Annotated in this window: 21 protein-coding genes; 15 read left to right on the top strand and 6 right to left on the bottom strand. The window is 74.3% G+C overall.

Annotated features, from left to right (window positions below):
* Positions 1-59 precede the first annotated feature (59 nt).
* The 13 genes from QWU11_RS27115 (at position 60) to QWU11_RS27055 (ending at position 11,254) form a co-directional block, all read left to right on the top strand.
* Complete coding sequence (locus QWU11_RS27115) at positions 60-956, top strand: sulfotransferase (RefSeq protein ID WP_290117245.1); 897 nt, start codon at positions 60-62, stop codon at positions 954-956.
* Position 957: 1 nt separating this feature from the next.
* On the top strand, positions 958-1,695 hold the full coding sequence (locus tag QWU11_RS27110) for an SDR family oxidoreductase (protein ID WP_290117244.1): 738 nt from the start codon (positions 958-960) through the stop codon (positions 1,693-1,695).
* Positions 1,696-1,697: 2 nt separating this feature from the next.
* Positions 1,698-2,504, top strand: a complete 807-nt coding sequence (locus QWU11_RS27105; RefSeq protein WP_290117243.1) for a family 3 encapsulin nanocompartment shell protein — start codon at positions 1,698-1,700, stop codon at positions 2,502-2,504.
* Positions 2,505-2,511: 7 nt separating this feature from the next.
* Positions 2,512-3,360, top strand: coding sequence for a transketolase (locus tag QWU11_RS27100; protein ID WP_290117242.1), 849 nt, complete (start codon positions 2,512-2,514; stop codon positions 3,358-3,360).
* Positions 3,357-4,310 (top strand): transketolase C-terminal domain-containing protein, encoded by a 954-nt coding sequence (locus QWU11_RS27095; RefSeq protein WP_290117241.1) that lies wholly within the window; start codon positions 3,357-3,359, stop codon positions 4,308-4,310. Before QWU11_RS27100 ends, QWU11_RS27095 begins: the two co-directional genes overlap by 4 nt.
* A complete protein-coding gene (locus QWU11_RS27090; protein WP_290117240.1) occupies positions 4,285-4,452 on the top strand; it encodes a lysine biosynthesis protein LysW in 168 nt (55 codons plus the stop codon). The genes QWU11_RS27095 and QWU11_RS27090 overlap by 26 nt, the downstream gene beginning before the upstream one ends.
* Positions 4,449-5,306, top strand: coding sequence for a lysine biosynthesis protein LysX (lysX, locus tag QWU11_RS27085; RefSeq protein ID WP_290117239.1), 858 nt, complete (start codon positions 4,449-4,451; stop codon positions 5,304-5,306). The genes QWU11_RS27090 and lysX overlap by 4 nt, the downstream gene beginning before the upstream one ends.
* A complete protein-coding gene (gene argC / locus QWU11_RS27080) occupies positions 5,303-6,316 on the top strand; it encodes an N-acetyl-gamma-glutamyl-phosphate reductase (protein ID WP_290117238.1) in 1,014 nt (337 codons plus the stop codon). The genes lysX and argC overlap by 4 nt, the downstream gene beginning before the upstream one ends.
* A 9-nt stretch (positions 6,317-6,325) precedes the next feature.
* Complete coding sequence (gene argB, locus QWU11_RS27075) at positions 6,326-7,120, top strand: acetylglutamate kinase (RefSeq protein ID WP_290117237.1); 795 nt, start codon at positions 6,326-6,328, stop codon at positions 7,118-7,120.
* Positions 7,117-8,160: a M20/M25/M40 family metallo-hydrolase gene (locus tag QWU11_RS27070; protein ID WP_290117236.1), complete on the top strand. Its 1,044-nt coding sequence runs from the start codon at positions 7,117-7,119 to the stop codon at positions 8,158-8,160. The genes argB and QWU11_RS27070 overlap by 4 nt, the downstream gene beginning before the upstream one ends.
* 352 nt (positions 8,161-8,512) lie before the next feature.
* Positions 8,513-9,769 (top strand): cyanophycinase, encoded by a 1,257-nt coding sequence (locus QWU11_RS27065; protein ID WP_290117235.1) that lies wholly within the window; start codon positions 8,513-8,515, stop codon positions 9,767-9,769.
* Positions 9,770-9,841: 72 nt separating this feature from the next.
* Positions 9,842-10,804: a ribonucleotide-diphosphate reductase subunit beta gene (locus QWU11_RS27060; RefSeq protein ID WP_290117234.1), complete on the top strand. Its 963-nt coding sequence runs from the start codon at positions 9,842-9,844 to the stop codon at positions 10,802-10,804.
* Between the two features lie 3 nt (positions 10,805-10,807).
* A complete protein-coding gene (locus tag QWU11_RS27055; RefSeq protein ID WP_290117233.1) occupies positions 10,808-11,254 on the top strand; it encodes a hypothetical protein in 447 nt (148 codons plus the stop codon).
* A gap of 30 nt (positions 11,255-11,284) precedes the next feature.
* Here QWU11_RS27055 and QWU11_RS27050 read toward each other — a convergent pair whose 3' ends face one another.
* Both QWU11_RS27050 and QWU11_RS27045 read right to left on the bottom strand, forming a co-directional pair.
* Positions 11,285-11,995 carry a hypothetical protein gene (locus QWU11_RS27050; RefSeq protein ID WP_290117232.1) on the bottom strand — a complete coding sequence of 237 codons (711 nt, stop codon included), beginning with the start codon at positions 11,993-11,995 and terminating at the stop codon, positions 11,285-11,287.
* Positions 11,996-12,033: 38 nt separating this feature from the next.
* Positions 12,034-12,390 carry a metalloregulator ArsR/SmtB family transcription factor gene (locus tag QWU11_RS27045; protein ID WP_290117303.1) on the bottom strand — a complete coding sequence of 119 codons (357 nt, stop codon included), beginning with the start codon at positions 12,388-12,390 and terminating at the stop codon, positions 12,034-12,036.
* A gap of 85 nt (positions 12,391-12,475) precedes the next feature.
* Here QWU11_RS27045 and QWU11_RS27040 point away from each other — a divergent pair, with 85 nt between their 5' ends.
* Positions 12,476-13,537, top strand: a complete 1,062-nt coding sequence (locus QWU11_RS27040) for a cation diffusion facilitator family transporter (protein WP_290117231.1) — start codon at positions 12,476-12,478, stop codon at positions 13,535-13,537.
* Between the two features lie 34 nt (positions 13,538-13,571).
* On the opposite strand, the gene QWU11_RS27035 is transcribed toward QWU11_RS27040, so the two are convergent.
* From QWU11_RS27035 to QWU11_RS27020, 4 genes are all read right to left on the bottom strand, one after another.
* Positions 13,572-13,814, bottom strand: a complete 243-nt coding sequence (locus tag QWU11_RS27035) for a hypothetical protein (RefSeq protein ID WP_290117230.1) — start codon at positions 13,812-13,814, stop codon at positions 13,572-13,574.
* 108 nt (positions 13,815-13,922) lie between these two features.
* A complete protein-coding gene (locus QWU11_RS27030) occupies positions 13,923-15,140 on the bottom strand; it encodes a DUF6596 domain-containing protein (RefSeq protein ID WP_290117229.1) in 1,218 nt (405 codons plus the stop codon).
* Positions 15,137-15,550 carry a YciI family protein gene (locus QWU11_RS27025; protein ID WP_290117302.1) on the bottom strand — a complete coding sequence of 138 codons (414 nt, stop codon included), beginning with the start codon at positions 15,548-15,550 and terminating at the stop codon, positions 15,137-15,139. Before QWU11_RS27025 ends, QWU11_RS27030 begins: the two co-directional genes overlap by 4 nt.
* Positions 15,551-15,652: 102 nt before the next feature.
* Positions 15,653-16,663 (bottom strand): MFS transporter, encoded by a 1,011-nt coding sequence (locus QWU11_RS27020; protein ID WP_290117228.1) that lies wholly within the window; start codon positions 16,661-16,663, stop codon positions 15,653-15,655.
* Positions 16,664-16,698: 35 nt separating this feature from the next.
* Between QWU11_RS27020 and QWU11_RS27015 the strand changes: the two genes are divergently transcribed.
* The gene (locus QWU11_RS27015; protein ID WP_290117227.1) at positions 16,699-17,331 is read left to right on the top strand and encodes a YigZ family protein; all 633 of its coding nucleotides are present in this window, start codon (positions 16,699-16,701) and stop codon (positions 17,329-17,331) included.
* Positions 17,332-17,342: the final 11 nt, after the last annotated feature.

Raw genomic sequence — 17,342 nt, 5'->3', positions numbered from 1 at the left:
CTTACATTCCTCCCAATTGGACATGAACTGACTTTCCGGTTATGACCCGGGAGTTGCGAATGTCAGTGACGGTGCTCTACATCACCGGTTGGTGCCGGAGCGGAAGTACCGTGCTCGGCAACGTCCTGGCCGAGGTGCCAGGTGTCGTTCACGTCGGTGAGCTGCGATTTCTCTGGCTCAATGGCGTTCTGGGAAAGGGCAGCAACGGCCAATGCGGTTGCGGTCTGGCCCTGACCGATTGCGCGCTGTGGGCGAAAGTCCTGGAAAGCGTCCGCCCCGCCGGCCGTACCCTCGCCGAGCACGCCGCCGACGTCGTGTCCTGGCAGGACCACTGCCGTACCCGCCACACATGGAACGTGCTACAACGCCCGCCCGCGGGCGGCTGGGCGGACACGCTCGCCCTGACTTACCAGGCGATCGCCGACCAGACCGGCGCCGAGGTCATCGTCGACAGCTCCAAGTTCGCCTCCGACGCGGCGCTGCTCACCCACCTGCCGGGCGTACGGCCCGCGTACGTCCACCTGATCCGTGACCCCCGCGCGGTCGCCTGGTCCTGGCTGCAGCCCAAGCGGTACACCGGGCGGCGCGGCGCGGCGAACAGCACGTGGCACTGGACCGGGTTCAACCTGGCCGCCGAGGCGGTCGGCCGCGCCCGCCGCGACGCGTCGCTGACGCTGCGCTATGAGGACCTGACCCGCAGCCCGCGCGCGGCCGTGGCGGCCGTGCTGGAGCTGGTCGGCCGGGGCGGCGCCGCCAACCCGGTCTCGGAGCAGGGCACGGTCGAGCTCGGCGGCAACCACACCGTCACCGGCAACCCGAACCGGTTCCAGCGCGGCGTCACCGCGATCACCGAGGACCTGCGGTGGCCGGCGCGGCTGGGTTCGCGGGACCGCGCGGTGACCACGGCGATGGCGCTGCCGCTGCTGCGCCGGTACGGCTACGCGAGGAGGCCCTGAGATGGATCTGGGACTGACCGGGAAGGTCGCGCTGGTCGCCGGCGGTTCGGCCGGGATCGGGCTGGCGATCGCCCGCGAGCTCGTGGCGGAGGGTGCCACGGTCGCGATCTGCGGCCGTGACCCGGCCCGGCTCGCGGCGGCGCGTGAGGAGCTCGGTGGCGCCGTGTCGGCCACCGCGCTGGACGTCCGCGACACCGCGGGGGCGGCCGCGTGGGTGGAGCGGACCGCCGCCGAGCACGGCGCGGTGCACCTGCTGGTCACCAACGCCGGCGGGCCGCCCGCGGGCGCGAGCGGCGCGTTCTCCCTGGAGGAGTACCGGGCGGCGGTGGAGCTGGGGATGCTCGCCCACATCGGGCTGGTCCAGGCGGCGCTGCCGCACCTGCTGGCCGCCGGGTGGGGCCGCGTCGTGATGGTGACGAGCGAGACGGTGCGCCAGCCGATCCCGGAGTACGCGCTGTCGAACATCGTCCGCCCCGGCGTCGTGGGTTACGCCAAGACGCTGGTGCGGGAGCTGGGCGCGGGCGAGATCACCGTGAACGTGCTGGCGCCGGGCTACACCGCCACGGCGGCGCTGCCGGGGCCGGAGGAGGAGGTCGCCACCGACGCCGGCATCCCGCTCGGCCGGGTGGCGCGGCCGGAGGAGGTCGCGGCGGCGGCGGTGTTCCTGCTGAGCGGCCGCGCGGGGTTCATCACCGGGACGGTCCAGGTCGTCGACGGCGGCCGGGCGTTGGGAGTGTGACGATGCTGCTGGATGATCCGGAACTGACCCGGCGGGGGCCCGGTGAGGAGTTCGCGCTCGCCTACGCCCGTGGCGGCCCGGAGGTGTCAGAGGTGTCGGTGGAGCTGCGGGCCTCCATCAGCGACCTGTTCCCGCCCGCGCAGCGCCGGCCCCGTTACACGGTCCGGCACCTGCTGAAGAAGGCCGTCGTCGATTCGGACGAGGTCACCGTCTACCGTGAGCGCGCCGCGGAGGTCTCCCCCGGCACCGCGGCGCCCGAGTGGGACTTCGAGGTCGGCGTCGCCACCGCGAAGATCCGTACGGTCCGCGCGTCGGTGCCGGTGCCGGCCCCGATCCTGGCCGATCCGGCGGCGCTCGCCGCGTTCGTGGACTTCCGGCTGCTCGTACGGCTCGGCACGGCCGAGAACGAGGAGCTGCTGAGCGGTGAGGACGGGCTGCTGCGGATTCCGGGCCTGCGCCGCCACTCCCCCGCCGGGACGGTGACCGAGCGGCTGCTGTCCACGACGGCGCTGTGCGAGTGGTACGGCGGCTCGGCCGACGGCGTCGTGATGCACCCCGACGACTGGTGGCCGCTGGTCGACGGCGGGCTGCTGGAGCGGCTGGCGACGCAGGGCGTGAAGGTCAGCCGTACCCGCATGATCCCGGCCGGCAGCGCGCTGGTCGGCGACTTCACCGCCGCGGCGACCCTGCTGGACCGGCGCGCCTCCACGATCCGGCTCTCCGGGGGCGTGCTGACCGCCGAGATCCGTGAGGGCCTGGCGGTGCACCTGCCGGGCCACTTCGTCCTGGCGTCCCTGACGGAAGGCTGAGCATGCCATGACGACCGAGATGACGACCGAGACGAGGACCGAGACGAGGACCGAGCGGGCGGGCGGGGTGACCGACAGGGTGCGCGAGCACATCGTCGCGATGTGCGCCGGCCCGGAGGGCGGCCACCTGGGCGGCTCGATGTCGCTGGTGGAGATCCTCACGACGCTGTACTTCGACGTGCTGCGCGTCGACCCGGCCGACCCCCGCGCGAAGGACCGCGACATCCTCATCCTGTCCAAGGGCCACGGCGCGATCGCGCTGTACGCGGTGCTGGCCGAGCGCGGGTTCTTCCCGCCCGAGGAGCTGGCCACGTACGGGCGGCCGGGCAGCCGTCTCATGGGCCATCCGGTCCGCGCGGTGCCGGGCGTGGAGATGGCCACCGGGTCGCTCGGGCACGGGCTGCCGCTGGCGAACGGGTTCGCGCTCGCCGACCCCGCCCGGCGCTGCTTCGTTATCGTCGGTGACGGGGAGCTGCAGGAGGGCTCGGTGTGGGAGGCGGCGATGTCGACCGCCGGGCTGGGCCTGGACAACGTGACCGTGATCGTGGACCGCAACGGCCTGCAGATCACCGGGCCGACCGAGCAGACCGTGCCGCTGGAGCCGCTCGCGGACCGGTGGCGGGCGTTCGGGTGGGCGGTCCGTGAGGTCGACGGGCACGACCGGCGCCGGCTGCGGGAGGCCCTCACCGGCCGCGCGCGTGGCCGGCCGAACGTGGTGATCGCCCGTACGGTCAAGGGCAACGGCCTGCCGTCGGTGCAGGGCCGGGTGGACAGCCACTACGCGCGGCTGGGCGAACGGCAGCTCGCGCGGGCGATGTCGGTGCTGCGCGCCCGGGCCAGACGGCGTGCCTCATGACGATCCCGACCCGTGAGGCCTACCGCGACCTGCTGGTCAAGCTGATGGCCGACGACCCGCGGCTGTACTGCCTGGACAGCGACACCGGCCTGTTCGCCGGCGTCGACTTCGGCCCGGCCGCCGGCCGGTACGTCAACGTCGGCATCGCCGAGCACAACCTGATGGGGGTCGCGGCCGGGCTCGCGGCCAGCGGGAAGATCCCCTTCGTCAACACGATGGCCACGTTCGCGACGACGCGCGCGCTGGAGTCCCTGAAGGTCGACATCGCCTACAGCGGGCTGCCGGTACGGGTCGCGGCCACGCACGGCGGCCTGTCCGCCGGGCACCTGGGCCCCACGCACCACGCGCTGGAGGACCTGGCGATCATGCGGACGCTGCCCGGGTTCACCGTGGTGACGCCGGCGGACGCGACGGCGACCGAGGAGGCGGTCGCCCAGTCGGTGGACCTGCCCGGGCCGGTCTACCTGCGGCTGGGCCGCAAGGCCACCCCCGCGCTGGAGGCCGGCCCGACCGTCCTGGGCCGCGCGCAGACGCTGCGGGAGGGGACCGACCTGGCGGTGTTCGCGTGCGGGCCGCACCCGGTGCTGGCCTCGCTGGCGGCGGCGGACCTGCTGGCCGCCGGCGGCGTCTCGGCCGCGGTGCTGAACGTGCACACCCTCAAACCCCTCGACGTGGAGGCCGTCGTGGCGGCCGCGCGGGACGCGGCCGCGGTCATCACCGTCGAGGAGCACTGGCGGTCCGGTGGCCTGGGCGGCGCGGTCGCCGAGACCCTGTCCGAGCACGCGCCCAAGCGTGTGGCGCGGATCGGCATGCCCGACACGTTCGCGCAGGTCGTCGGCGGTCAGGAGCACCTGCTCGACCACTACGGAATCACCGGTGAACGGATCGCCGCGACGGCGCTGACCCTGATGGGAGGAACGCGGGATGACCCAGACCTGTCCCGAGTGTGAGGGCCCGGTCCAACTGGCCGAGCCGGTACGGCTGAGTGAGATCTCCCAGTGCCCGGACTGCTCCAGCGAGCTGGAGGTGACCGGCCTGGCGCCGGTGACGCTCGCGCTCGCCCCGGAGATCGAGGAGGACTGGGGCGAGTGAGCCCTCCCGGTCCCGGGCTGGCGGTGCTGGCCTCGCGGGTGCGGTACGAGGAGAAGCGGATCTTCGCGGCGCTGGAGCGCCGCGGAGCCCGCTACACCCACCTCGACACCCGTGCCCTCACCGCCGGCCTGGACGGGCCGGCCGGCGGGCCGTTCACGGCGGCGCTGAACCGGGAGATCTCCCACAGCCGCGCCTACTATGCCGCGCTGCTGCTGGAGGCCGGCGGTGTGCGGGCGGTCAACGGCGCGGAGGTGATCGCGGTGTGCGGGGACAAGGTGCGCACGTCGCTGGAGCTGCGCCGCGCCGGGCTGCCCACGCCCCGTACGCGGGTGGCGCTCACGCCCGACGCCGGGCTGGAGGCGGCGGAGGAGCTGGGATACCCGGTCGTGGTCAAGCCGCTCACCGGGTCGTGGGGGCGGCTGGCCGCGCTGGCCCGCGACCCCGCCGAGGCGCGGATCGTCATGGAGCACCGCGCGGCGCTGCCCTCACCGCAGCAGCACATCATCTACCTGCAGGAATACATCGACAAGCCGGACCGTGACATCCGTGTGCTCGTCGCCGGGGAGGAGGTGGTCGCCGCGTCGTACCGGTACTCGGCCGGGTGGCGGACCAACGCCGCGCGAGGCGGCCGGTCCGCGCCGTGCCCGGTGACGCCGGAGCTGGGCGCGCTCGCGCTGGCCGCGGCCAAGGCGGTCGGCGGCGGTGTCCTGGGCGTCGACGTGATCGAGGGTCCCGGCGGCCTGTACGCGCTGGAGGTCAACCACAACGTGGAGTTCCGCGGTCTGCAGGAGGCGCACGGTGAGGCCGTCGACGTCGCCGGCGCGATCGTCGCGTTCGCGGTGGGGCCGGCGTGATCCGCGCGGGCGTCCTGGGCGCGGCCGGGTACCTCGGCGGGGAGCTGCTGCGGCTCCTGACCGGGCATCCGCGGGTGGAGGTCGGGTACGCGGTCTCCACGCGTTTCCCCGGCCGCCGCGTCGACGCGATCCACCCGAACCTGCGCGGTCACACCGCGATGACGTTCTGCGGCGCCGACGAGCTGGGCGAGTGCGACGTGGTGTTCTGCGCGACGCCGCACACCGCGACGATGAAGCTGGTTCCCGGGCTGGACGCGCCGCTGGTCATCGACCTGTCCGGGGACTTCCGGCTGCGCGACCCGGCGGTGTACGAGCGGTACTACGGCACCGGGCACACCGCGCCGGAGCTGCTGGCCGGTTTCACCACCGGCTGCCCGGAGCTGTTCCGCGAGCGGCTGCGCACCGCCGACCGCGTCAGCGTGCCCGGCTGCGGCGCGAACGCCGCGATCCTGGCGCTGGCGCCCGTCGCGGGTCTGGTGGAGGGGCCCGCGCGCATCGACGTGCGTACCGGCTCCAGCGGGTCGGGCGCGTCGGCGGGCGCGGCGAACCTGCACGCCGAGCGCAGCGGCGCGATGCGGGTGTTCGCGCCCGTCGGGCACCGGCACGAGGCCGAGGTCGCCCAGGCGACCGGCCTGGACGCGCGGATGACCGCGACGGGCGTGGAGGCCGTGCGCGGCGTGCAGGTCCTGTGCCACCTGACCCCGCGCGGGGGTTCGGGGCTGGATGAGAAGGCGATCCGGCGCGCGTACCGGACCCGGTACGCCGGTGAGCCGTTCGTGCGGATCATCGCGCACCGCCAGGGCGTCCACCGCCTGCCCGACCCCAAGATCCTGCTGGGGTCCAACCACTGCGACGTCGGTTTCGCCGCCGACGGGGACCGGGTGACGGTCGTCGCCGCGCTGGACAACCTGATGAAGGGCGGGTCCGGCAACGCCGTGCAGTGCCTCAACATCCGCATGGGCTGGCCCGAGCGCCTCGGCCTGGAGTTCCCCGGCCTGCACCCCATCTAAGAGGTGGCCATGAAGCTGACCGTCATCAAGTGCGGCGGCGCCGTCGATCCGCGGCCGATCTGCGAGGACGTCGCCCGGCTCGGCACGCCGTGCGTCGTGGTGCACGGCGGCGCGCCGCAGATCGCGCGGCTGGCCGCCGAGATGGGCGTCGCGCAGCGCACGCTCCTGTCCCCCGCCGGGGTGCGGAGCCGCTACACCGACCTGGCCATGCTCGACGTGCTCACCCTGGCGATGACGGGCCGTGCCAAGCCCGTCATCGTGGCGGCGCTGGTCGCCAGCGGCGTGCGGGCGATCGGGCTGACCGGCCTGGACGCGGGACTGCTGCGCGCGGTGCGCAAGGGCCCGCGCCGCACCGTCGTCGACGGCCGTACGGTCATCGTCCGCGACGACCACAGCGGCCGGGTCGTCGAGGTCGAGGACCGGGTGCTGCGGGACCTGCTGGACGCCGGGTTCACGCCCGTCCTGTCCCCGCCGGCGGCCGGGGAGGACGGCGGGCCGCTCAACGTCGACGCCGACCGCGCCGCGGCCGCCGTCGCGGTCGCGCTGGGCGCGGACCGGCTCGTCCTGCTGACCGCCGCGCCCGGTGTCCTGTCCGACGCCGCCGACGAGAACAGCGTCCTGGTGCGATGTGAGCTGCCGCGTGAGGGGCCGGTGCCGTACGCGGCGACCGGCGGGATGCACCGCAAGCTCATCGCCGCCCGTGAGGCCCTGCTCGGCGGCGTCGGGCAGGTCCTCATCGCCGACGGCCGGACCGTACGGCCCCTGACCGAGATATCCGGAACGCCGGTGGAGGTGCGACCGTGAACGCCGAAGACCTGCTGCAGTCGATGCTGGAGATCCCCTCGCTGTCCGGTGAGGAGGAACGCCTGGCCCGGCACCTGGAACGGGCCATGGCCGGGATGGGGTTCGCGGCGCGCCGCGACGAGGCCGGCAACGTCATCGGCGACATCGGCGCCGGGGGCGGTCCGACGGTGATGCTGCTGTCGCACATGGACACCGTCGCGCCCGCGCTGCCGGCGCGCCGCGCGGGCGGCCGCCTGTACGGGCGGGGCGCCGTCGACGCCAAGGCGCCGCTCGCCGCGATGATCTGCGCCGCCGCGGCGCGCCCGGAGTTTCCCGGGCTGATCCGCGTGATCGGCGCGGTCGAGGAGGAACGCCTGTCCCGCGGCGGGCATCACATCGCCCGTACGCTGCCGCCCCCGGACGCGCTCGTCATCGGCGAGCCCGGCGGGTGGGACCGGGTCGTGCTGGGCTACAAGGGGAAGATCGACCTGGAGTACTGGGCGGCGCGGCCCGCCACGCACTCGACGAATCCGCTGCCGAAGGCGAGCGAGGCCGTCGTCGCGTTCTGGCAGGGACTGCAGGAGGCGCTGGGGCCCGAACGCGACCACGGGGCGTTCGGGCTGCCCGCCGCGACGCTGCGCTCGATCAGCGGGAACCTCACCAGCGGCCACGCCGACGTCGACTGCCGCATCCCCCCGGGCTTCGACGTGCCGGCGTTCGTCACGCGTCTGGAGACGCTGGCGGCCGGCGGGGAGCTGAAGGTCACCCGCGCGATCCCCGCCGTCCGCGCCTCCCGCGCCGACCCCGTCGTACGGGCCCTGTCGGCGGCGATCCGTACCCACGGCGGGTCACCGCGGCCCACGCTCAAGACCGGCACCTCGGACATGAACACCGTCAGTGAGCGGTGGAGCGTGCCGATGGCCGCGTACGGGCCCGGCGACGGGTCCCTGGACCACAGTGACGAGGAGTCCATCGAGATCGCCGAGTTCCTGCGCGGCGTGGCGATCCTGACCTCGGCGCTGGACCAGCTCGCCGCCGGCCTCACCGTTTCACAGGCCTGAGCCGCCGGTCGCGTCGCGGACCCGGCGCGCGTCGCCGGAGGCCAGGAACACGACGATACTTCGCCGCGGTCATCCAGGGCATGTCCCGGCGCGGCCGAGCTCGCCGCGGTCGCCGAACCTGGCCATGGCCGCCTAGCCGTGACCGGTGTTACCGCCGGGACGCAGCGCGCCACACGGGTTCTGACCTGCGGAGACATCGCGGGCGTACAGGTAGAGTGGCACTGATCCGGATCCATCGCGGCGATGGTGGCGCGACCGGTGGATATGCGTTCCTGGCGGCCAGGACCCCCGCCCGCGGGGCCCCGTCGGTGACATCCTCGGCTACGGCCTCACATCCCGGATGAGACCCCTGATGAAACGACTCGCGATGCTGTCCGCGGCTACCGTCCTGGCGGCGACGATGACGACCCCCGCACACGCGACCACCACCACACCCGCCCCCGGCCGGCGCGGCGCCGTGATCCTCATCGGCGGTGCGCTCTCCGACGGCAACGCCGAGATCTACCACGAGATCGTCGCCAGGGCCGGCGGCGCCCGCGCCCGCATCGGCGTCATCACCGCCGCCTCGCTGCCCCCGAGCCGAGACCCCGCGGCCGGCACGCCCCAGGCCGCCAACAGCGCCGTCAACGGGCGCTTCTACGCCGACATCCTCAAACGCTACGGCGCCGGCGCCGCCCAGTGGCTCCCCATCGACCTGGACCACCCCGGCGCCGCCGACGACCCCGCCCTGGCCCGCCAGGCCGCCACCATGACCGGGTTCGTCTTCGGCGGCGGCGACCAGTACCGCCTGGTCACCACCTTTCTGCACGGCACCGCCCACACCGACACCAAGGTCCTGGCCGCCATCCGCGACCGCCACGCCCACGGCGCCCTCATCGCCGGCACCAGCGCCGGCGCCCAGATCCAGTCCGGCCCCGACATGGTCACCGGCGGCGCCAGCTACCAGGCGCTGCGCGAGGGCACCCACACCGGCTACCTCGACGACGACACCCTGCTCGCCGACCTGCCCGCCGGCGGGTTCGGGCTGTTCACCGACGGCCTCATCGACACCCACTTCTCCGCCGACGGCCGCCTCGGCCGCGCCGTCCGCCTCGCCTCCGACACCGGCCACCGGCGCGTCTTCGGCCTGGATCCCGACACCGCCCTGGAAGCCACCGGCACCACCCTGCGCGTTTTGGGCCGCCACGGCGTGTCCGTCGTCGACCTGCGCGCCGCCTCCACCGGTGTACGCGACGGCCGCTGGTCCATCACCGGCGTCCGCTGGAGCTACCTCACCGACGGCGCCGTCTATGACCCGGCGAGCTGGAGCCACCGCATGCCGCCCGGCGCCACCCGCCTCACCCCCGCCGACCGCGCCGCCGCCTCCCCCGTACAGGACGTGTTCGACTCCGCCGCCGCCGACCGCAAGGGCTTCCGGCTCACCCGCGCCGCCCTCGACCTCGCCGGTGCCGGCCGCTCCGCCGTCCTGCACGGCCTGACCTACGAGACCGACCCGGTCTTCACCGTCGCGCTCGGCAAGGACGGCACCTTCACGGCCTGGGGAGACGACACCGCGACCTCGTTCGCGGACCTGACCGTCGCCATGTACGCCGCGGCCGAACAGCCCTGACCCCCTCTACGCGGCGGCCCCGATAACGCATAATTCCGGGTGGACGCACGCCGTGCGGAAGGGACGTGACCCATGCCGGAGATGTCCAGGGACAAGGTCACCGCGGTCGAGGAGTCGGCCCTGGACCAGATCCACGCCGTCGACATCGACGACGTCATCGACTACGTGCACAAGGACCTCAAGCGACTACCCGGCTACCTGGACCTGTACCGCCGCTACCTGCGCCAGCGCTGGGACGTCTACGACATCGACTTCACCCGCGACGCCCAGGACTGGACCGGGCGGATGACCCAGGACGAACGTGACGCGTTCGTGGCGATCTCCTCCGGCTTCCACCACGGCGAACGCCAGGTCGAGGTCGAACTCCCGGTGTTCATGCTCGGCGGCAGTGAAGAGTCCCGCATCTACATGTCCAGCCAGATCGAGGACGAGGCCCGCCACACCGTCTTCTTCGACCGCTTCTACCGCGAGGTCGTCGGCCTGCCCGGCGACTCCGTCCAGGAGGTCCTCGACGCCTCCTTCCAGCACGTCTCGGAGACCTTCGTCGGCCCGTTCGGGCTCCTGGCCTACCAGGCCGACGAACTGCGCAACGACCCCGAGGACGCCGCGGCGCGCGTCCGCTACGGCACCACCTACTTCCTGTGGATCGAAGGCGTCCTCGCGCTGTCCGTCATGAAGATCACCCTCAGCTACTGCCGCAACCGCGGGTTCCTGCCCGGCTACTACGCCGGGTTCACCGCCACCTGCCGCGACGAGGCTCGCCACGTCCAGTTCGGCATGCGGTTCCTGCGCGACTCCGTCCAGCAGGACCCCCGCCTGCTCGGCCAGATCCACGAGACGCTCCGCACCATCCTGGCGATCAACAGCGCCACCAGCCGCCGCGTCATGCTCGAGGCCCTCGGCTGGTCCCCCGAGGAGGTACGCCGCCTGATGATCCGCCAGCTCACCATGAAACTCACCGACGTCGGCATCGGCCTGCCACCGGACCTGCAGGAGATGATCGCCGGCATCCAGCCCGAGCTGGCGGGAGGCTGACCCATGACCCCCGGATTCTTCACCCCCGAATGGGCCGAGGACGTCCGCGCCGCCGTCGACCACGGCCCCGGCGAGGAGACCCGCGCCGCGAAACTGCCCGGCTACTGGGACTGGATCGCGAACGTCCGCGCCGGCTACGCCTCCTCCTGGGCCCTCGGCGTACGGGACCTGCCCACCGGCGGGCCGTCCTACCTGCGGCTCGGCTGGAAGGACGGCACCTGTGCCGAAGCGGCGATCATCGGCCCGGACGACCCCCTCGATGCCACCTACGTCCTGTCCGCGGACCTGTCCACCTGGCGCGCCCTGCTCGGCGGGCAGGACCCCGGGCGGATCGTGATGTACCGCGGGCTGCGCCTGACCGAGGGCGACGTGCTGCGCTTCTTCCGCGGCATCTACTTCTTCGTGGAGTCGGTCGCCCTCATCGCCCGCGTCCCCGCCCTCCTGCAGTGACCGGCGGCCCCCGATGGTGCCGGGGCCCGGTCACCAGCCCCAGCGTCGCAGCCGGGCGTCGTCCAGGATCTCGCGCAGCCTCCGCTGGTCCGCGCGCCAGCCGACCAGGTCGTGGTAGCTGCCGGAGGTGAACGCGACGACCGGGACACCGGGCCCGTGGGCCCACGCGGCCTCTTCCAGCCGGGAACGGCGGAACCTCCAGCCGCGCACCTCGGTGTGGAAGGCGACGGCCGTCTCCAGCCGGGACCGGGCCGGCCCGCCGTCGAGCTCGCGGAGTCGCTCCCACACGTGCAGCTCCAGATCGACCTGGGACAGCGTCTGTTCGAGGAGCGCGAGATGGCGTTCGGGAGACCCGGCGGCGGCGGGATGGATCCGCACTCCGACGCACTTCACCGTGCCGTGGAGGAACTCCGTCCGCCGGGAGAACAGGACGAGCGCGCTCACCTCATCCCAGGCGAACCGTCTCGGCTCACCGTCCGGCACGGTCGCCGCGAAGCGGACTCCGGCGGAGTCGACGGCCAGGGCGGTCCATCCCCTGCGGCGTGCCCGGACCAGCCGCACGGCGCCGAGGACGGCCACCACGACGCCCGCGAACACCAAGGCGGCGAGCGGGGGAAGCCGGCCGAGACGCCCGCCCCGGGCGACACCTGCGGACGACACCACCAGGACGGCCACCCCGCCCAGGATCATCACGACCGGCCGGACACGAGAAAACCGCGCGATGTACGGTCGCGGCGGCATCGGCAGGCCTCCCTCCTCGGATCCGGCACCCGGAGCGTTCAGTCGTGCGGGGACAGCTCGCCGATGCGGTGGTCGGCGACGCTGAGGGCCTCCTGGACCAGGCGCCGCAGATGCCCGTGGCGCAGCGCGTACACCACGCGCCGCCCGTCCTTGCGCGTGGTGACCAGCCCGGCCAGGCGCAGGCGGGCCAGGTGCTGGCTCACCGACGTACGCGACGCGCCGCACGCCCCGGTCAGCGTGCTCACGTCCGCCTCGCCCTCGCCGAGGCGGACCAGCAGGCTCAGCCGGGTCCGGTCGGCCAGCAGCCCCAGCACCTCCACCGCGACCGCCACCCGCTCGCCCCCGGACGGGGGAACGCCTGGCTCCTGCGAGCCATGCGCACCTGATAGGTGCATGCGTGCGCTCATACGCACATAATGGGACCGTACGCGGCCGATGTCCAGCGGCCGCCGCCACTCACGAGGAAGGCGCCCGCTTGCCGTGAGCGACACCGGCACCGCACCGCCCCACCACCACCCACACGACCATGACCATGACCACGAGCACGAACACGAGCACGGCGCGCACCGCCACGGGATCCGGCACCTGCTGAGGCCGCACGGGCACGAGGCCGCCGACAAGGTCGATCCGGCGATGGAGTCCTCCGCGGCGGGCATGCGCACCCTGTGGATCTCCCTGGCCGTCCTCGGCGTCACCGCGGCGCTGCAGGTCTTCGTCGTCGCCTTGTCCGGGTCGGCCGCGCTGCTCGGCGACGCCCTGCACAACGCCGCCGACGCCCTCACCGCCCTGCCGCTCGGCGTCGCGTTCGTGCTGGGCCGCCGCGTGGCGACCCGCCGCTTCACCTACGGGTTCGGCCGCGCCGAGGACCTGGCCGGCGTCGTCATCGTCGCCGTCATCGCCGCCTCCTCCGCGCTGGCCGCCCTCACCGCCCTCGACCGCCTCGCGCACCCCCGCGAGGTCTCCCACCTGCCCGCCGTCGCCGCCGCCGCGGTCATCGGCTTCGCCGGCAACGAATGGGTCGCCCGCTACCGCGTCCGCACCGGCCGGCGCATCGGCTCGGCCGCGCTGGTCGCCGACGGCCTGCACGCCCGTACCGACGGGTTCGCGTCCCTGGCCGTCCTGCTCGGCGCGGGCGGCGCCGCGCTCGGCTGGCGCCTGGCCGACCCGATCGTCGGCCTGCTCATCACCGTCGCGATCGCGTTCGTGCTCAAGGACGCCGCCCGCGAGGTGTTCCGCCGGCTCATGGACGCCGTCGACCCCGCCGTGGTCGACACCGCCGAGGCGGCCCTGCGCGAGGTACCCGGGGTCCAGGACGTCGCCGAACTGCGCACCCGCTGGATCGGCCACCGCCTGCGCGCCGAGGCGACCGTCGTGATCGACGGATCGCTCAGCCTGCGCGCCGCCCACCGCATCGCCGTCGAGGCCGAACACGCCCTCCTGCACGCGGTCCCCCGCCTCACCGCCGCGCTCATCCACACCGACCCCACCCCCACCGCCGCCGAGGACCCCCACGCTCCCCTGGCCCACCACCGGCCGTACTGACCACCCCGATCGCCGGCGATGGCGTTCATGGCGTTCATGGGCGCCGGATACGGCGCTGCTCGCGGGCGGGTTCCTGCTCGGCCTGACGGCCGGGTTCGTCGGCGGCTCGGTGGTCGCCCTCGTGCTCGGCATCGAGGGCGTCGCCGCCGTCCTGCTGCTGTACGGGCCCGCGCGCCGGACCGTGACCGCCGGCTCGGTCTACCTGTGCACCGTCCTGGTGCTCCGCGCGCAGCGGAACGTCCCCCGGCGTCTGATGCGCTTCCTCCAGAACGCCCATCCAGGCCGGGCTCCTCCGCCAGGTCGGGCCCGTCTACCGGTTCCGGCACGCCAGACTGCAGGAACGCCTCGCCGAGACCCGCCGCCGCGCCTGAGACGCCGCAGGCGCCTACGCCGGGCGGTCCAGGCGGGCGGCGCGCCTGTGCAGGTAACGCTGCTGCGGCAGGCTCATCGCGCACCCGGCCGCGGTCTCGTAGCACGCGCGCGCCGCGGCGTGGTCCCCGGCCATCTCCAGCAGGTGCGCGCGGACCACGTGCAGCCGGTGATCGCCCGCGAGCCGCCCGCCCGCCACCAGCGCCTCGACCAGGTCCAGGCCCGCCCGCGGCCCCTCGGCCATCGCCACCGCGACGGCGTGGTTCAGCGCGACGACGGGATTGTCGGAGATCCGCAGCAGCAGCCCGTACAGCGCCCTGATCTGCGGCCAGTCGGTGGCCTCCGCGTCCGGCGCCTCGTCGTGGACCGCGGCGATCGCCGCCTGGAGCTGGTACGGGCCGGGCGCGCCGCGTGGCAGCGCCTCGGTGATGAGCGCGACGCCCTCGGCGATCCGCTCCGCGTCCCACCGGCCGCGGTCCTGCTCGGCCATCGGGACCGGCTCCCCGCCCGGCCCGGTGCGCGCGGGCCGGCGCGCGTCGGTCAGCAGCATCAGCGCGAGCAGCCCCGCCACCTCGCCGTCGCCGGGCAGCAGCCGGTGCACCAGGCGCGCCAGCCGGATCGCCTCGGCCGACAGCTCGGCGCGCTGCAGGTGCGGGCCGGAGGTGCTCGCGTAGCCCTCGTTGAAGATCAGGTACAGGACGTGCAGGACCGCGCCGAGGCGCCCGGCGCGGTCCTGGGGCAGGGCGAACGGCACGCCGCTGTCCTTGACGGCCTGCTTGGCGCGGGTGATCCGCCGGGTCATCGTCGTCTCCGGCACGAGGAACGCGCGGGCGATCTCGGCGGTGCTCAGCCCGCCGACCGCCCGCAGGGTCAGCGCGATCTGCGACGCCGGCGACAGCGACGGGTGACAGCACAGGAACAGCAGCACGAGCGTGTCATCGGAGGCCGGCCCGGGCTCGGGCTCGGGCGGCGTCCACCGGGCGACGGTGTCCTCGCGGCGGCGGCGGGCCTGCTCGGCGCGCAGCAGGTCGGTCAGCCGCCGCGAGGCGACCGTGACCAGCCAGCCGCGCGGGCTCGCGGGGACGCCGTCGCGTGGCCACTGCTCCGCGGCGGCCAGCAGCGCCTCCTGCACCGCGTCCTCGGCGAGGTCGAAGTGCCCGAAGCGCCGTACGACCGCGCCGAGGACCTGCGGCGCCAGCGTGCGCAGCAGGTCCTCGGGTACGGCGACGGTCAAAGGTCCAGCTCGTGCCGGGAACCGGCGATCGGGCGGACGTCGACGTGCCACGCGTGCTCCAGCGCGGCGCCCTCCGGGTGCGGGGTGCCCGCCAGCCTCGCCGCGATCTCGGTGGCCCGGTCGAAGCTGTCGCACTCGACGATGTTGTAACCGGCCAGGACCTCCTGGGTCTCGGCGTAGGGCCCGTCGGTGACCACGGGCACGCCGTCGCGCAGCGAGACCCGGCGGGCGTGTACGGGCGCGGTCAGGCCCTGGGCGTCGACGAACTCCCCGGACTCGATCAGGTCGTTGTTCCACGCCTCCATGAACGCGCCCATCTTCGCCAGGTCCTCCGCGGACCAGGGCGCCTGGGCGCCGGGCCGGCCGGTCAGGGCGTCGAAGTCCCGCTGCGACCCGTAGATCAAGATCATGTACTTCACGGTCTCTCCTCTCGCCGGCGCCGCCGTCGGCGCCGCTTCACCGGAGACGTCGACGCCGGCCGGCCGGACCGGACATCGGGACCGGGGAGACTCTCAGTCTGCCTTCTCCTCCGCCGGCGTGTAACGGGCCAGGGCCGGTACGGCCAGCCTGATCAGGCAGGCGCCGAGGAACGTGGCCACGCCCCCGCCGACCGCGCTCGCGGCCGGAGAGGTCAGCGAGGCCACCGCCCCGGCGCGGAAGTTGCCCAGCTGCGGCACACCCGCCCCCACGACGAAGTCGACGCCCGTCACCCGCCCGCGCAGCCGGTCCGGCGTCGCGACCTGCACGATCGTGGCACGGAAGATCACGCTGGCCGTGTCGGCCGCCCCCGCGACCACCAGCAGCGAAAGCGCCGCCCACAGCGCGTCGGCCAGCCCGAACCCCGCGATCGCCGCCCCCCACACCGTGACGGCCCCCAGCAGCGCCCGGCCCGGCCGGGCGACCTGCCCCACCGGGCCCGACAGCGCCGACCCGGCAAGCCCGCCCACCGCCGGCGCCGCGCTCAGCAGCCCCAGCGTCTGCGGCGACCCGCCGAAGTGCGCGGCGTCCAGCGCCGGGAACAGCGCGAACGGCATCCCCAGGACCATCGCGTCCAGGTCGGCCAGGAAGATCCCGGCCAGCACCGGCGTACGGCGGACGAACCGCAGTCCCTCCGTCACCGCCGCGAGCCCCGGCCGGGCCGGGCCGCCCTGCGGCGGCATCGGCGGCAGCCGCGCCAGCGCGTACAGCGGCCACAGCAGGCCCAGCCCCGCGAACGCCTGCGCCGCCAGCAGCGCCGACACCACGATCGAGCCCGCGTTGGTGACCAGCGCCAGCCGCCGCCGGTCGACCGCGTCGGCGAACGCGCCGCCGAACAGGCCCAGCAGCAGCAGCGGCGCGCCCGAGGCCAGCCCGACCCCGCCGACCGCGATCGAGGAATGCGTCATCCGGAACACCTGCAGCGTCACCGCGAACGCGGTCATCTGCCCGCCGATCACCGACAGCGACGAGCCCGCCCACAGCCGGCGAAAGTCCGCGGACTCCCGCAACGGCCCGACGTCCAGGACGAGGCGCCGCCCCCTCATGACCCCCCGCCTCCCCGCGTACGGTGGAATGCGACATGCGTGCGATCAAAGGACCCGGCGTCCACGAACTGGAGATCCGCCGATCCCGGTTCGTCTGCGCGCTGGCCCGCGTCACGACCGAGGCCCAGGCACAGGAGTTCGTCGCCGAGCGCCGCCGCGTCCACCACGACGCCACCCACAACTGCACCGCCTACGTCCTCGGCGAGCACGGAGACCTTACCCGCAGCAACGACGACGGAGAACCCGGCGGCACCGCCGGGCGGCCCATGCTGGAGGTCCTCCTGCGGCGCGAGCTCACCGGCACCGCCGCCGTCGTCAGCCGTTACTTCGGCGGCGTCAAGCTCGGCGCCGGCGGCCTCGTGCGCGCCTACGGCCAGGCGGTCGCCGCGGCCGTCGACCTGGTCGGCGTGGTCGAACGCCGGCCCGTCGTCACCGTCACCGTGACCACCGACCACGCCCGTGCCGGACGCCTCAGCCGCGACCTGCACGCCTCCCCGTACACCCCGGCCGGCTCACGGTACGGGCCCGCCGCCGAACTCGACGTCGTCGTGCCCGAGGACGAGCTCGACGCGTTCGACGCCTGGGTCGCCGCCGCGGCCGGAGGTCGCGCCCGCACCCGGCGCGGCGCCTCCGGGCACGTCGAGGTGCCGGTCGGCCCCACCGGCTGAGGCCCGCCGCC

This window comes from Actinomadura sp. DC4 (assembly GCF_030406325.1).
GTDB lineage: Bacteria > Actinomycetota > Actinomycetes > Streptosporangiales > Streptosporangiaceae > Actinoallomurus.
The sequence above is the reverse complement of the archived record's forward strand: the minus strand, read 5'-3'. Positions and strand labels throughout refer to the sequence as shown.